The sequence below is a fragment of the Streptomyces ipomoeae 91-03 genome, assembly GCF_000317595.1.
Lineage (GTDB): Bacteria > Actinomycetota > Actinomycetes > Streptomycetales > Streptomycetaceae > Streptomyces > Streptomyces ipomoeae.
Window position 1 is genome coordinate 1 of the sequence record NZ_AEJC01000148.1, and the last position, 14,136, is coordinate 14,136.

At 69.9% G+C, this 14,136-nt stretch carries 14 protein-coding genes; 6 read left to right on the plus strand and 8 right to left on the minus strand.

The genetic code is table 11. The features are described 5' to 3' along the window. Positions 1–132: 132 nt before the first annotated feature. Positions 133–723: an N-acetylmuramoyl-L-alanine amidase gene (locus STRIP9103_RS09295; RefSeq protein WP_009306036.1), complete on the minus strand. Its 591-nt coding sequence runs from the start codon at positions 721–723 to the stop codon at positions 133–135. A 283-nt stretch (positions 724–1,006) separates the two neighbouring features. Between STRIP9103_RS09295 and STRIP9103_RS09300 the strand changes: the two genes are divergently transcribed. Next, positions 1,007–2,413: a family 2B encapsulin nanocompartment shell protein gene (locus STRIP9103_RS09300; protein ID WP_009306071.1), complete on the plus strand. Its 1,407-nt coding sequence runs from the start codon at positions 1,007–1,009 to the stop codon at positions 2,411–2,413. A 111-nt stretch (positions 2,414–2,524) separates the two neighbouring features. Further along, on the plus strand, positions 2,525–3,763 hold the full coding sequence (locus STRIP9103_RS09305; protein WP_009306080.1) for a family 2 encapsulin nanocompartment cargo protein polyprenyl transferase: 1,239 nt from the start codon (positions 2,525–2,527) through the stop codon (positions 3,761–3,763). A 360-nt stretch (positions 3,764–4,123) separates the two neighbouring features. On the opposite strand, the gene STRIP9103_RS09310 is transcribed toward STRIP9103_RS09305, so the two are convergent. Beyond that, the gene (locus STRIP9103_RS09310) at positions 4,124–4,714 is read right to left on the minus strand and encodes a TetR/AcrR family transcriptional regulator (RefSeq protein WP_009306040.1); all 591 of its coding nucleotides are present in this window, start codon (positions 4,712–4,714) and stop codon (positions 4,124–4,126) included. Between the two features lie 118 nt (positions 4,715–4,832). Between STRIP9103_RS09310 and STRIP9103_RS09315 the strand changes: the two genes are divergently transcribed. The 3 genes from STRIP9103_RS09315 to STRIP9103_RS09320 all read left to right on the plus strand — a co-directional run bounded on the left by STRIP9103_RS09315 (position 4,833) and on the right by STRIP9103_RS09320 (position 6,209). After that, a complete protein-coding gene (locus STRIP9103_RS09315) occupies positions 4,833–5,417 on the plus strand; it encodes a dihydrofolate reductase family protein (protein WP_048819975.1) in 585 nt (194 codons plus the stop codon). Between the two features lie 81 nt (positions 5,418–5,498). Next, entirely contained in the window at positions 5,499–5,774 is a 276-nt protein-coding gene (locus tag STRIP9103_RS51365; protein ID WP_078613850.1) for a hypothetical protein, read from the plus strand. A gap of 21 nt (positions 5,775–5,795) precedes the next feature. Then, positions 5,796–6,209 (plus strand): YciI family protein, encoded by a 414-nt coding sequence (locus tag STRIP9103_RS09320; protein ID WP_009306059.1) that lies wholly within the window; start codon positions 5,796–5,798, stop codon positions 6,207–6,209. Positions 6,210–6,274: 65 nt separating this feature from the next. Here the strand turns inward: STRIP9103_RS09320 and STRIP9103_RS09325 are convergent, their stop codons facing one another. The 6 genes from STRIP9103_RS09325 to STRIP9103_RS09350 form a co-directional block, all read right to left on the minus strand. Then, positions 6,275–7,126, minus strand: a complete 852-nt coding sequence (locus STRIP9103_RS09325; RefSeq protein ID WP_009306056.1) for a VOC family protein — start codon at positions 7,124–7,126, stop codon at positions 6,275–6,277. Positions 7,127–7,204: 78 nt separating this feature from the next. Continuing rightward, a complete protein-coding gene (locus tag STRIP9103_RS09330) occupies positions 7,205–7,654 on the minus strand; it encodes a P-loop NTPase family protein (RefSeq protein WP_048819976.1) in 450 nt (149 codons plus the stop codon). Positions 7,655–7,733: 79 nt separating this feature from the next. Continuing rightward, the gene (locus STRIP9103_RS09335) at positions 7,734–8,618 is read right to left on the minus strand and encodes a carbohydrate ABC transporter permease (RefSeq protein ID WP_009306079.1); all 885 of its coding nucleotides are present in this window, start codon (positions 8,616–8,618) and stop codon (positions 7,734–7,736) included. Between the two features lies 1 nt (position 8,619). Continuing rightward, positions 8,620–9,609, minus strand: a complete 990-nt coding sequence (locus tag STRIP9103_RS09340) for a carbohydrate ABC transporter permease (protein ID WP_009306065.1) — start codon at positions 9,607–9,609, stop codon at positions 8,620–8,622. Positions 9,610–9,675: 66 nt separating this feature from the next. After that, entirely contained in the window at positions 9,676–11,019 is a 1,344-nt protein-coding gene (locus STRIP9103_RS09345; protein ID WP_009306034.1) for an ABC transporter substrate-binding protein, read from the minus strand. A 226-nt stretch (positions 11,020–11,245) separates the two neighbouring features. Then, a complete protein-coding gene (locus STRIP9103_RS09350; RefSeq protein ID WP_009306053.1) occupies positions 11,246–12,265 on the minus strand; it encodes a LacI family DNA-binding transcriptional regulator in 1,020 nt (339 codons plus the stop codon). A 180-nt stretch (positions 12,266–12,445) separates the two neighbouring features. Here STRIP9103_RS09350 and STRIP9103_RS09355 point away from each other — a divergent pair, with 180 nt between their 5' ends. Continuing rightward, positions 12,446–13,798 carry a glycoside hydrolase family protein gene (locus STRIP9103_RS09355; protein ID WP_009306073.1) on the plus strand — a complete coding sequence of 451 codons (1,353 nt, stop codon included), beginning with the start codon at positions 12,446–12,448 and terminating at the stop codon, positions 13,796–13,798. Positions 13,799–14,136 lie beyond the last annotated feature (338 nt).

Genomic DNA, 14,136 nt, shown 5'->3' on the forward strand with positions numbered 1-14,136 from the left:
CGAACCCGCCGTCCCGATGACCGTCCTGGCTTGCGGGCAGCCGGGCAGTCGTGTCGCTGGGGCGATGGGGGAGGGTGGGCGCGGTGGCGCCGAGTTGCGCAGCCTACGCCCGGTCAGCGCGTACGCCGGGGGCTACTTCAGGCGGGATCGGACGCGGGTCCTCATGTGTGGCATCGTGAAGCCTCGGGGGTCTATTTTGCCTGGTTGCCATTCGAGGTGGCCGATGACGGAGCGTTCCGTCCAGCCGTGGTGGCGGCAGACCGCGGCGGAGACTCTTTCGATGGCGTCGAGCTGGGGCTCGGGCCAGGGGTCGTGGCCGTCGCCGAGGTTCTCGCACTCGAAACCGTAGAAGTGGCGGTTGCCGTCGGTGTTGGCCTCGTTGTCGAGGGGGAGGGCCTTCTCGGCGATCACGGCGCGCAGGACATCGTCGTCGCCGAGGCCCGCGTGGTTGGCGCGGCCGTAGCCGACGAGGTGGACGCGGCCGTCCTTGGTGATGACGCCATGGCACAGCGGGCCGGGAAGGCCCTCGTAACCGTCGCGGCAGATGCGGACGGTGCGCTCGCTGCCGGAGGTGACCGTGTGGTGGATCATCACGCCGTGCACCGGTCCCCAGGGGCCCTTGTGATTGCGGTTGTGATGTTCCCAGTCGCCGACCTCGATGACGGTGACGCCCTCGTTCCTGAGGATGGTGAGGAACCTGGCCGCGGACATGGGTGGGGCCATGACCGACTCCTTCGCGCGCTGCGACGGCCGCTGGTCGAGGCCGCCTCGTACGCCGCTTGTACTCCTGAGTCCGGGCGGGAGCCAGGATGTGTGTGCGGTGAGGGAGTCGATTCGGTCAGATCCGGTGAGAGGTGATGGAGGTCGACAAAGTCCCCCGATATGCCCAGTCTTCTAAGATCCATTCCCGCTCTTTCGGGTAATAGCACCAGCGTGCTCCCCGGTGCCAGGCTGGATCGCGAGATCGGTGACCGCGATATCAGTGCAGACCCGGAGGGGAACCCGTATGTCGGTAGGCGAAGAGGTCCGTACGCAGCAGGACCGGCCGCAGCAGAGTCTCGGTACGGCCGCTGCCCGGAACCTGGCCACCACCACGAAGTCCGTGCCCCAGATGCAGGAGATCAGCTCGCGCTGGCTGCTGCGGATGCTGCCATGGGTGAACATCCAGGGCGGCACGTACCGGGTGAACCGGCGGCTCACCTACGCGGTCGGCGACGGCCGCATCACCTTTGTGAAGACCGGGGACCAGGTTGCCGTCATCCCCGCGGAGCTCGGCGAGTTGCCGGCCCTGCGCGCTTATGAGGACATCGATGTGCTGGGCGAGCTGGCCCAGCGGTGCGAGCAGCGGGAGTTCGCGCCGGGCGATGTGCTGGCGGAGTTCGGAAGCCGGGCGGAGGAGGTGTTCCTGCTCGCGCACGGCAAGGTCGAGAAGATCGGCACCGGGCCGTACGGCGATGATGCCGTTCTCGGGGTGTTGGCCGACGGGGCCTACTTCGGCGACCAGGTGCTGCTCGACGGCGATGCCATCTGGGAGTACACGGCCCGCGCGGTCACCGCGTGTACGGTGCTCGTCCTGTCGCGCCAGGCCGTCGAACAGGTCGCGGAGCGCGCCGAGTCGCTGAGCGGGCACCTTCAGGAGCAGCGATCCATCCCCTCGCAGCGCACCAACAAGTACGGCGAGAAGGAGATCGACCTCGCCGCCGGTCACAGCGGTGAGCCGGACATCCCGCACACCTTCGTCGACTACGAGGCCGCGCCGCGCGAGTACGAACTGAGCGTCGCCCAGACCGTGCTGCGCATCCACACGCGCGTGGCCGACCTCTACAACCAGCCGATGAACCAGACCGAGCAGCAGGTCCGGCTCACCGTCGAGGCGATCAAGGAACGCCAGGAGCACGAGCTCATCAACAACCGGGAGTTCGGCCTCCTGCACAACTGCGAGTACGACCAGCGGCTCCAGCCGCACGACGGCGTGCCCAGCCCGGACGACCTGGACGAACTGCTCAGCCGCCGCCGGGGCACCAAGCTGCTGCTCGCCCACCCGCGCGCGATCTCCGCCATCGGCCGTGAGCTCAACAAGCGCGGACTCGTCCCCGAGACCATCGACATCGCCGGCAACCGCATCCCGACCTGGCGCGGTGTCCCGATCTACCCGTGCAACAAGATCCCGGTGACCGAGGCCCGGACCAGCTCGATCATCGCCATGCGTACCGGAGAGGAGGACCAGGGCGTCATCGGTCTGCGGGCCGCGAACATCCCGGACGAGATCGAGCCGAGCCTGTCCGTGCGCTTCATGGGCATCAACGAACAGGCGATCATCAAGTACCTCGTGACGGCCTACTACTCGGCCGCGGTCCTCGTCCCCGACGCGCTCGGCGTTCTGGAGAACGTCGAGATCGGCCGCTGGCGGTGACCCTGCCCGACCCGATGCCGTGTCCCCGCCCGTCAGGGCGGGTACACCCGGGGGGTAGGCGCCCAACGGCAGCGGAACCGCCACCGTCCGCGGACTCTCCGAGGCGATCCCATGGGTGAGTTCATGACGGAGACCCAACAGAGCCCGAGTCCGGCCGAGACCCTGGAGAACGGCACTCCGACAGGCGAGATCCTGGAACGCGAGATCTTGGAAAGGCGGGGACACATCACGATCCCTCCAGATCCGACGGGTGCCGGGGAACCGGTGGGGGCGCCGTCAGGTCCCTTCGGCGACCGGGGCGGGGTCGTCCACCGGGGCGCGCCGAGTCCGTTCGACGGGCAGGAAGCGGCGGGGATCCTGGAGCAGGCGCGGTCGTCCGTCGACCCCGAGCTGCGCCGCGCGGTCGAGTCGTTGCCCGACTCGATGCGCCGGGTCGCGCGCTACCACTTCGGCTGGGAGCACGCGGACGGCACCCCGGCGACGGGGAACGCGGGCAAGGCGATACGCCCGGCCCTGGTGCTGGCCGCGGTCGAGGCCTTCGGCGGGCGCGAGTCCACCGCCGTACGGGCCGCCGCCGCGGTGGAACTGGTGCACAACTTCACGCTGCTGCACGACGACGTGATGGACCGGGACACCACGCGTCGGCACCGGGCCACCGCGTGGACCGTGTTCGGTGTCCCGGACGCGATCCTCGCCGGGGACGCCATGCAGGCCCTGGCACTGCGGTTGCTCGCCGAGGACCCGCATCCGGCGTCGGCGGCGGCCTCCGCGCGGCTCGCGTCCTGTGTCGTCGAGCTGTGCGCGGGACAGCACACCGACACCGAGATGGAAGGGCGCCGTCCGGAGGAGGTCACCCTCGGTGAGGTGCTCGCCATGGCCGAGGCGAAGACGGGCGCGCTGCTCGGCTGCGCCTGTGCGCTGGGCGCGCTGTACGCGGGAGCGGATGAGGAGGACGTCGCGGCGCTCGACGCGTTCGGGCGGGAGGCCGGGCTGGCCTTCCAGCTCATCGACGACGTGATCGGGATCTGGGGCGATCCGCACCGTACCGGCAAACCGGCCGGGGCGGATCTCATGGTCCGTAAGAAGTCGCTGCCGGTGGTCGCCGCGCTCGCCTCCGGCACGCCGGAGGCGGTCGAGCTCGCCGAGTTGTACGGGGTGCCGTACGAGGAGGGTGATCTGGAGCGTACGGCGCTCGCGGTCGAGCGGGCCGGAGGGCGGGACTGGGCGCAGGTTCAGGCGGCCGATCGTATGGCGCGGGCCATGCGTGAGCTGTCCCGGGCGGTGCCGGACCCGGAGGCCGCGGGGGGTCTGCTCGCGTTGGCCGAGTTCGTGACCCGACGCAGCGCCTGAGGCGGCAGCGGGCCGGGTGATCTCGGTGCCGGGTGATTTCAGTGCCGTGTGATCTCAGTGAAGCCCCGGAGGCGTCGGTGCCGCGTTGACCTGACCCTGCGTGGTGCCGGGGCCTCCGGCCTGGTGGCGGGTCCCGCACATCCCCACGGTGTGCGGGGCCCGTCGGGGTTCGGTTCTTCTGTTTCGACCCCGCCCAGCCCCAGGGGCCGGCGCCCCTGGACCCGCCTTCCAGTTCGGGAGGGTGGGTTCGTCGGGCTGGTGCGGGTTGTTCGTGGTTGATCGCGCCCACGCGGCGGAGCCGCACACATCGATACGGCCCCGCGCCCCTGGGGGTGCCGTCGGAGTGCGAGTCGGGTGGCGTTATCGCTCGGGGACGATCGTTGTCACGATGCGCTCCACCAGGTTGTCGGGGGTGGTGATGCCGGGGAGGGCGTTGTTGAGGACCTCGGGGAGGGTGAGGTGTTCCAGGAGGAGGCCGAGCATGGCCAGGTAGAGGACCGTGACGGTTTCGTCGTCGCCGGGGAGGCCCGCCTCGCGGTGGAAGCGCATGCCGAAATCCAGCTCCGCGCGCACGGACTTCGTGTAGGAGGCGTGCAGGGTCGGGCGGCGGGTGGCTTCGAGGCGTAGTTCGAGATGGGCGAGGTATCCGGTGCGGTCGGCGGTCACTCGGGCCAGTAGATCGCGCATGAACGCCAGGACCAGGGTGCGGTCCTTCGGGGCCCTGAGCAGTTCCTCGACCACGGCCGGGTCGGGGGTGAGGCGCTCCTGCAGCCGGGTGTCGATCTGGTCGAGGAGGGTGTCGCGGTCGGCGAAGTAGTTCGACGCGGTGCCCACCGGGACCCCGGCCTCGGTGTCCACCGCGCGGAATGTCAGGCCTCGCGCGCCCTCCCGCGCCAGTACCTCCACCGCCGCGTCCAAGAGGGCGGCCCTGCGTTCCGGGTTCCGTGCCATCCGGGCTCCTTGCTCCGTCGATTCCGTCTGCTCCGTTGCAACCACTACGTCTGAAGTACTATAAGTGAAGTGGTTCATCGAGCGGTTCATACATGGCGGACGACGAAAAGAGACCGGTTTGCGTAAGCTCACGTACCTCATCGCCTGCTCGATCGACGGATTCATCGGGGACCCGGACGGCGACGCGTCGTTCATGTACCCCTTCGTCGTGGGTGACTACGCCGAGTACCTCAAGGTGGAGCACCCGGACACCAACCCGGCGCACGTACGCCGGATGATCGGCACCGAGGATGTGCCGAACCAGAAGTACGACACGGTCATCCAGGGCCGTGCCAGCTACGACGTGGCGCTCAAGGAGGGCATCACCAGCCCCTACGCCCATCTGCGTGAGTACGTCGCCTCGCGCACGCTGAAGGAGTCGCCCGACCCGAACGTCGAGATCATCTCGGACGACCTGGTCGGCAGGGTTCGCGAGCTCAAGGCGGAGGACGGTGACCTGGGCATCTATCTGTGCGGCGGTTCGGCCGTCGCGGGTGCGCTGGTCGGTGAGATCGACGAGCTGATCATCAAGACGTACCCGGTCGTGCTGGGTACCGGCATGCCGATGTTCGGCTCCGGGTTCGCCGTCGACGAGTTCACGCTCGACGAGGTGCGCAGCTTCGACAACGGGGTGCTGGTGCGGACGTACAGCCGGAAGCGTTGACCCCGGGCGGGCGTCGGGTGCGGCCACGGCCCTGGCGTACGGCGGGGAGCGCCTCGACCTCGTCGGCCATACCCTGAGGGCATGGGCACCGACAAAGATGTCTGCCCGGTTTGCGGACAGCCTGTGGCCACGGTCGTGCGGCGGCACAAGACGCTGGGCGCGTTCGTGCCCGTATGGGGTCCGGGGCCGTGCAGGAACCCGGAGTGTGAGGCGTACGTCGACGAGGCCGCCGTGGCTGAGGGCGGCGCTGTGGAGAAGCCTCGGGCTGTGGCTCGGCGTACGCATGGTTCGCATGGCGTACATGGTTCGCATGGTGTCGATGAGAAGGGCGCGGCGAAGGCCAAGGGGAAGACTTGAGGGAGACCTGGGAGAGGGCTGATGAAGTACCTGGTGATGGTCCTGGGCACTCAGGCGGACTACGAAGGCATGCGTGGGGAGGCGTCCGAGTACTCCCCGGCCTGGAGTCAGGAGGAACTGCGGGCCATGTATGCCTACATGGGGGCGATCAACGACGACCTCGCCGAGACCGGGGAGATGATCGACGGGCAGGGGTTGGCCGAGCCGGCACGGGCCCGGGTTGTCAGGGTCGGTGCGGACGGTGAGCCCGTGATCGTGGATGGGCCGTATGGGGAGAGCGAGGAGCTTCTCGCCGGGTACTGGCTTCTGGACTGCGACAGTCTGGATCGTGTTACGGAGATCGCGGCCCGGGTCGCGCGGTGTCCCGTGCCTGTGGGGGCCAAGGAGTATCCCGTGGTGATTCGGCCGGTCATGGAGGGGGCGGGAGGCGACTGATCGGGGGCAGGGGGGAGATGTGACGTGGTGTGGCCTCGGGCGGGGCGGTTGTCGCTCCGCCGCCCCTACCCTCCCCCACTCTCGACTTCGCCCGAGCGGGGGGACCCCCACCATCCCCAGGGGCTGCCGCCCCTTCGACCCCGCTCAGTTCCCCGCGCCCCTTGAGGGCGCGGTGCAGTTCCCGGTGGCAGGCGTCCCGATTCTGGGTCTCGGGACGTCAGGCAGTACGGGGTGGTTGTGGGGTCCTGCATGACTGTCCAGTGGGGGTGGGCGGTGGTGAAGGTGGCGCCCCGGTGTTCGTGGTGGGTCTGGGAGTCGGGGATGTTCGTGCAGGAGAGGTCCAGATGGGCCGAGGCGGGGCGGGGGGTGTTCAGGCGTTGGAGGAGGAGGCGGTGGGGGAGGCCGGGCGGGGGGTTGAGGACGTGGAACTCGGGGCGGGAGCCGGGGTGGGAGTTCCAGCCGGTCAGGGTGGTCCAGAAGGTGATCTCGGTGTCGAACGCTGCGGGGGGTACGTCCAGGCAGAGTTGGTCCACTCGGGTGCCCTCGAACACCGGGGGGCGTACCGATTCGCCGTGCCAGGTGACCGCGCAGAAGAGTTGGCCGGCGGGGGAGCGCAGTACCGCCCAGGTGGAATGAGGGGTGACCACCTCGGCGCCGAGGGCCGTCGCGTGGGCGATCAGGGCGGGGACGTTTTCCACGCACAGGTCCAGGTGGGCGCCGCCGGGGCCGGTGGTGACGGACTGTGCCTTGAGGGAGGGGTCGGTGTCCTTGGGGAGCAGGGTCACGAACTCCGCCTGGTCGCCTCGGGGTTCGGACAGGGTCGTTCCGGTGACGGCCGTCCAGAATGCGCAGGCCCGGGCGAAATCCGCCGCCGGGCGGTCGATGAAGGCGTAGGTCCAGCGGATCGGCTCGGTCATGCGGCGGCACGTCCGTTCTCGGGTAGGACGAGTGGGGCGGGTGGGGTCACGCTGGAACGGGTACCGCCTTCCGGCGTATCAATTCTGGGTGTCGGACGGGCTGGTCGGCCTCCTCCAGGTCCTGGGTACCGGGTGGCGAGGAGACGGTGACGCCGCCCGCGACCGGTTCCCGCGCGATCTGCCCCCGACCAGGGGCATCGTGAGGTCGACTCGCCGCTTCCTGGCGCCGGAGTAGTGGGTGGGCAACTTCCCGGCGGTGTCGGTGAGTTCAACCGGTTCAGCGGCTCGGCGGTGCGCCGGCTGTCCCCTGCGGCCCAGGTGATGCGGATCGGCCATGAGGAGCAGGTTCTCGTCGCCGGTGAGCACGGTGTCCACCGCGCCGAACTGGTCGGTGCCCCCGATCGCCGCCCCGTACCGCCCCGTGGGGCGCGCCGGGTCGTGGCGGTCGACGTGGACTCGCTGCTGGTCGTCGCCGTACGTCTTGCGTACGCCCCGCGTGGGGATCGCGGGGCGCGGTGTCGTCGTCATGCCCCCGCACGCTCGGGGGCATGGACTCACGACGGCTGCACGACGGTTTCAGCGGGCCCCGGTTCGGTCGGATCGCTTGTCATCCCTTGACCGCCGAGCTGGCCACGCCCTGCACGAACCACCGCTGGAAGAAGGCGAAGACGATCAGGACGGGCAGGATGAGCAGGACGCCGAAGGCGAGGATCTGGCCCCAGTCCGGGGGCTGTTGGCCCTGGAAGACGCTCATCTCCAGGGGGAGCGGACGGACCGAGGGGTCGGAGACCATCAGGACGGGCCAGAGGAAGGAGCCCCACTGGGTGAGGAACGTCAGGATGGCCACCGAGGCGAAGACCGGCCTGCTCATCGGGACGATGATCGCGAAGAAGGTGCGCCAGGGCCCGGCTCCGTCCAGTCGGGCCGCCTCCTCGATGCTCGGTGGGATCGAGCGGAAGAACGTGTGGAACTGGTAGATCGAGAAGGCGTTGGCGAGGAACGGCAGCGCCTGGATGAAGAGCGTGTTCCGCTGGTCGTTGAACATGTAGAACAGCGGCACGGCCACCGACTCGAACGGCACCAGCATCAGCAGCAGGACCAGCGTGAACACGGCCTCCCTGCCCCGCCACCGCAGCCGTGAGAGCCCGTACGCAGCCATCGAGTTGACGAACAGCCCGCCCGTCACCACCACGAACGCCAGCAGCAGCGAGACACCCATGAACTGCCAGAAGTAGCCGGTGCTGTCGGAGTTCAGGTTGTCCAGGACGGCGGCGTAGTTGTCGAAGGAGAGATGGGTGGGCAGGAAACCGGACAGACCGTTCAGGACCTCGTCGGACGGCTTGAGGCTGCCGAGGAGGAGGTAGAGGACGGGCAGAACGAAGACGAACGCCAGGACGGAGAGGACGGCGTAGTCGAGGAAGCGGCGCAGGGGCGTACGGGTCAGGCCTGTGCCTGTGTGCCTGTTCGTGCCCGGATGCGTGTTCGTGCTCATGTCAGTCCTCGTTGTCGGGCCGGACGAGGCGGCGCTGGATCAGGGTCAGGACGACGACGATCAGGAAGAACACGACCGTGATCGCGGACGCCTGGCCGATGTTGTTCTGGTCGAACGCGGTCGTCACGGCCTCGTACATCACCGTCCGGGCGGCGTCCTCGTCGAGCCCGCCGCCGCGGATCAGCACGTACACCTGGTCGAAGACCCGGAACGACAGCACGGACGTGAGCAGCGCGACGAACACCAGGGTGCCCCGGATGCCGGGCAGCGTGACGTGCCGGAACTGCTGCCAGCGGGAGGCCCGGTCGAGCTGGGCGGCCTCGTACAGCTCGGTCGGGATCTGCTGGAGCCCGGCGAGCAGGATGACCATCTGGAAGCCGACGCCCTGCCAGACGGAGAGGACGATGATCGAGGCCATCGCGGTGAGGCCGTCGCCGAGCCAGTCGAACGCGCCCCAGTTGCCGAACGTCACCGCGTCCAGCGCGGAGTTGAGCATGCCCTGGTCACTGCGGGCGAGGATCAGCCGCCAGATGACGGCGACCAGTGCCATGGGGAAGACCACCGGCATGAAGAACAGCGACCGGAACAGGCCGATCGCCTTCAGCTTGCGGTTCAGCAGAATCGCCAGCCCCAGCGCGAGGCCCGTCTGCAGCGGTACGACGACCACGGCGAAGGTCAGGTTGTTCAGCAGCGCCCGCAGGAACGGGCCCGACAGATCGGGGTCGGTGAACAGCCGCCGGTACTGCTCCACGCCGAAGAAGCGGGGCTCCAGCGGCGAGCCGAGGCGCACGTTGTAGAAGGAGAGCACCACGGCGTAGCAGAAGGGGATGCCGACGAAGGCGATCAGCCCGGCCACGGCGGGCGCGGACATCAGCAGTCCGTGCAGCCATTCGCGGTTTCTGCGGGACGGACGCGTGGGCTTCACTGAGGTCAGGGGCGGGGTCTGCGCCCGACCGGAGGGCGAGGCGTGCGTGGGTTCCACGGTTTTCACGAGGGGGTCCTGTTCCCGGCGGGAGCGGGTGCGGGGTGCCGCGGGCCCGCTCCCCACCGATTGGTCCTACGGGATCTCGTAACCCGCGTTGTCCGAGAAGTCCCGGTCGATGGCGCGGGCCGCCTTGGACAGGGCCTCCTTCGGGTCGGCGCCGCCGTAGACGGAGTTCACGGCCTCGCTGAACTTGCTGGTCACCACCGGGTATCCGGCGGTCACCGGGCGGGTGACGGCCACACAGGACTTGGTGATGTCACTGTCACCGCACGGCTTGGCGAGCTGGTCGGCGAAGAGCTGGAGCGGGCCGCCCTGCTTGTACAGCTCGCTCGCGGCGAGCGCGGACTTCGTGGCGGGCGGGGCGCCGTTGGCCTTGGTCATCGCGGTGACGTTGGCGTCGTCGAGGAGGAAGTCCATGAACGCGCCCGCGGCCTTGGCGTTCTTGGTGTCGGCTCCGATGCCCCAGGCCCACGAACCCTGGCCGGTCTTGGGCCCGTTGCCGAAGTCGGGCAGCGGCAGCACGACCAGGTCGTCGCCGAGCGCCTCGCTGTACGCCGGGTACATCCAGTGGCCGACCCAGCTCAGCGCCACCCGGCCCTTGGCGAAGGCGTTGCCGTCGGTGTTGGGGTCGGTGTACGCCTTCCAGGACTGGAAGGTCTTCATGGCCGACACCACGGCGGGCGTGTCGAGCGCGCCCTCCGCCTTGCCGTCCTTGAGCAGGGAGCCGCCGGCCGACCAGACGATCGGGGCGAAGCCGTACGTGCCCCACTCGTTGGCGTAGCCGTTGCCCTCCTGGAGGTCGATGACCTTGCCGTCGGAGTCCTTCGCCTTCAGCGCCTTGAGCGCGGCGTCGAACTCGTCCGCCGTCCAGGCGTCGTCCACACCCTTCGGATACGTCACTCCGGCCGCGTCCAGCAGCTTCTTGCTGCCGTACATGCCGAGCCCGGAGTCGAACATGCCGAGGCCGTAGTGCTTGCCGCTTATCTCGCCCTGCGCCTTGTCGGCGTCGGTGGCGTTGTCGAGGGTCTTGGCGGCGACGTAGTCGTCGATCGGGGCGAGCTTCTTGTTGTAGACGAAGTTCGCCATGGTCGGGCCGTCGAACTCCAGGACGTCCGGCAGTTCGGCGGCGTCGGTGGCGGTGATCGTCTTGGTGTAGTCGGCCTCCGGGATCAGCTTCAGCTCGACCTTGATCTTCTGCTGCGAGGAGTTGAAGGACTTCACCGCGTTCTGCAGCGCCTCCGACTCGCTCTTCTGCCCCTGGTGGGCCCAGACGCTGATCGTGCCCTCACCGCTGCCGGCCTCGGCGGAGGTGTCGGTGCCACCGCCCCCGCCACAGGCGGCCAGCGCCGCGAGCGGGAGGACGAGCGCCAGGCCCGTACAGGCCGTACGGCGGAACCTTCTGCTGGTCGAGTTCATATGTCTGCCTCCGTGCTGCAGGTGAGGGTGTGCGGTGCGGTGGTGTGTTCCGGCGTGGGGGCGTACGACGGCTTGCGTGGGGCGCGCGCCGGCTTGCGGGAGGGGGCGTAGGGCGGCCTGCTCCGCCGGGAGGGCGGATGACGGGCCGCGTGGGCCGTACAACCGCTGTTGCGGGCCGCGTGGGCCGTGCCGACGGCTACCGCGGTCCGCGGGGGCCGTACGACGGCTACTGCGGTCCGCGCGGACGTGGCGGGGCCGTGGTCTCGCGCAGGACGAACCGGATGGGCATCTGCACATGCCCGGGTGGCTCGGCGGTCGGCTCGTCGAGCTGTCGGAGCAGCAACCGGGCGGCCTCGGCGCCCTGTCCGGCGACCGGCTGGAAGACGGTGGTCAGCCCGACGACATCGGCGAGTTCGTGGTCGTCGAAGCCGACGACGGACACGTCTTCCGGGACCCTCAGCCGGTGCCGCCTGAGGGCCCGCAGCGCGCCCATCGCCATCTCGTCGGACTGCGCGAACACGGCGGTCGGCGGCCGGGAGGCGGCCAGCAGCTCGGTCATCGCCCGCTCGCCGCCGTCGACGGTGTAGTCGCCGTCCGCCACCAGCGCCGGGTCGTGTTCGATCCCGGCCTCGGCGAGGACGTGCAGATAGGCGGCGCGACGGTCGATGGGCGTGGTCCAGTGCAGGGGACCGCTCGCGCCGGCGATCATGCCGATCCGGCGGTGGCCGAGGTTCACCAGATGCCGTACGGCGCTCTCCGAGCCCGCCCGGTCGTCGATGCCGACCACCGTGAAGCCGGGCCGCGGGCCTCCGACCGTCGAGGCCAGCGGCACCCCGAGCGAGCGCAGCGCGGCCGACTCCTCCTCGTCCGGGATCAGCAGCGACAGCACGGCGTCCACCCGCTTGCGCACCGGCAGCTTGGTGAAGAAGCGCTTGCGCGCCTCGGCCGAGCCCAGGTTGTAGAGCAGCACGTCGTACCCGGCGGCGCTGAACACCTGCTCGGCGGCGTCCAGCACCGTGCCGAAGAACCAGCGGCCGATGTACGGCGCGACCACCCCGATCGTGTAAGTCCGCCCGCTGGCAAGGCTGGACGCCGAGCGGGACGCCGTATAGCCGAGCCGCGCGGCGACGGCCGTGATCTGGGCGCGGACCTCGTCCGAGACGCCTGGCCGGCCGCGCAGTGCGCGGGACACGGTGGACGCCGAGACCCCGGCGGCGCGGGCGACATCGATGATGCTGACCGTCACGGCGCTTTTCTCCCGTCGGTTTCACGTCGGTGTGAGCTGTGGGTGTCGTGACCGTAAACCCGCCCTCGTTGTTGCGCAAGCGTTTGCGTTCAGTTTTACTTGGGCCGATTCCGAAGTGATGTCTTTGTTATCGATGGTCAGCGCACACGTTTGAGCGCTGTGAGCCGACAGGAACCGCCCATGCGATACGCGCCGCCCGGCCTCTGCGTGAACGACTTCGCCCTGCTCCGCGACAACGCCGGCACCTACACGGTGCTGCACCTCCAGGGCCCCTGGACCACCGAGTTCGACCATCTGCGGATGGAGACCTCGTACGGCCGGGCCACCTCGACGGACCTCGTCGACTGGCGGCCACAGGGCACGGCGTTCGGCAACGGGCTGCCGGGGCGGTTCGACCAGCAGGCGGTGTGGACGATGCACCCCTTCCGGTACGACGCCGGAATGGCGATGTTCTACACGGGTGTCTCCGGTCTCACGCCGGAGGGCTGGCCCCTCCAGGCGGTCGGCCTCGCGTACTCCGACCGCACCGACGGCACGGGCTGGCGGCGCCACGGCACCGGGCCCGTCGTCGAGGCGGACCCCCGCTGGTATCGCACCGGTGACCGCATGGGCTGGCGCGACCCCTTCGTCGTACACGACGACGAGTCCGACGGCTGGGTGATGGTGATCTGCGCCGCCGACGCCTCGCTCCCCGTCGAGGTCAGCGGCTGTGTCGCCTGGGCCACCTCCGACGACCTGGAGAACTGGACGGTGCACCCGCCGCTGATCTCCCCCGGTGACGTCGACGAGTTGGAGTGCCCGGTCCTGGAACGCCTCGACGACGGCAGCTGGCTGCTGATCGGCTCGATCGGCGCGACGCGCGGCTTCGAGGCGTGGACCGCCCCGCGTCTGCGCGGCCCCTGGACCCGCCGCGGCCCCCTCGGCCCCACCGGCTCCTACGCCCCCCGCGTCATCCCCGCCCCCGACGGCTCCCGCGTCGTGCTGCACACCACCCCCCGCCGAGTCGGCCTCACCGACACCGGGGAACGCTGCCGGGGCATGCTCGCCCAGCCCAAATCCCTTGTCGTACGGGGGGATTCGGCGCCGCGACTGGAGTGGTGGCCGGGGCTGGACGCCTGGCTGGGCGAGGAGACGGAGGGACCGCTGCTCCACGCGGTCGGCGACATCGCGGTCTCGGGCCACCCCGTCGAGATCACCCTCCGCACGACCGCCCCGTACGACGGCCACCCGGCCCTCACCCTCACCTGCGACGGCAAACACCTGTGGGCCACCGGCCCCGACGGGACCCGCCTCGACGAGACGGTCCTCACGGAGCCCGCCGCCCGGCTGCGCATCCTCACGGTCGGCGAGTACGTCGAGGTCTACGCCGACGACGTCTTCGCCCTGACGACCCTCTGCTACTCGGGCCACCCCGCACCCTGGACGGCCGTCACCGAGGACCGGACCCACACGATCCCGGTCCGCCCCCTCCGCCTCCCCGACCCCGACCGCGACGACGCGTCGGCGGTGTGGCCGGGGCCGCCGCGGAGCTGACGCGGTGCCCGTCGTCGCGGTCGACACCGGGGTGTCGAGCGGGCCCTGGCGGCAAGGCGGACGGTACGCACGGCCCGGTGGACACCGCTCCCACTCCGCGCGGGTGACGGGGTCGCCCACCGAGTCGCAGAGGTCGCCCACGACGCGCTCCGGGTCCGTGTCCCACAGCTCGACACCCGTGGATGCCCTGACAAGGGTGAGGAATGCGCAGTCCAGCCGTGGCGCGGCCGTCTGTCCGGGGTGCGCCGGATTCGATATGTCCCACAACCGCACCCGCGCGGTCTTCGGCCGGTCCTCGTCGTAGGCGACGGCGGCGCGGGTACGGCCGTCCCGGCCGA

Excerpts from the sequence above, each read along its gene's own strand:
- STRIP9103_RS09300 (WP_009306071.1), top strand. The coding sequence starts at position 1,007 with ATGTCGGTAGGCGAAGAGGTCCGTACGCAGCAGGACCGGCCGCAGCAG.
- STRIP9103_RS09305 (WP_009306080.1), top strand. The coding sequence starts at position 2,525 with ATGGGTGAGTTCATGACGGAGACCCAACAGAGCCCGAGTCCGGCCGAG.
- STRIP9103_RS09325 (WP_009306056.1), bottom strand. The coding sequence starts at position 7,126 with ATGACCGAGCCGATCCGCTGGACCTACGCCTTCATCGACCGCCCGGCG.
- STRIP9103_RS09295 (WP_009306036.1), bottom strand. The coding sequence starts at position 723 with ATGGCCCCACCCATGTCCGCGGCCAGGTTCCTCACCATCCTCAGGAAC.
- STRIP9103_RS09345 (WP_009306034.1), bottom strand. The coding sequence starts at position 11,019 with ATGAACTCGACCAGCAGAAGGTTCCGCCGTACGGCCTGTACGGGCCTG.
- STRIP9103_RS09330 (WP_048819976.1), bottom strand. The coding sequence starts at position 7,654 with ATGACGACGACACCGCGCCCCGCGATCCCCACGCGGGGCGTACGCAAG.
- STRIP9103_RS09320 (WP_009306059.1), top strand. The coding sequence starts at position 5,796 with ATGAAGTACCTGGTGATGGTCCTGGGCACTCAGGCGGACTACGAAGGC.
- STRIP9103_RS09310 (WP_009306040.1), bottom strand. The coding sequence starts at position 4,714 with ATGGCACGGAACCCGGAACGCAGGGCCGCCCTCTTGGACGCGGCGGTG.
- STRIP9103_RS09335 (WP_009306079.1), bottom strand. The coding sequence starts at position 8,618 with ATGAGCACGAACACGCATCCGGGCACGAACAGGCACACAGGCACAGGC.
- STRIP9103_RS51365 (WP_078613850.1), top strand. The coding sequence starts at position 5,499 with ATGGGCACCGACAAAGATGTCTGCCCGGTTTGCGGACAGCCTGTGGCC.
- STRIP9103_RS09355 (WP_009306073.1), top strand. The coding sequence starts at position 12,446 with ATGCGATACGCGCCGCCCGGCCTCTGCGTGAACGACTTCGCCCTGCTC.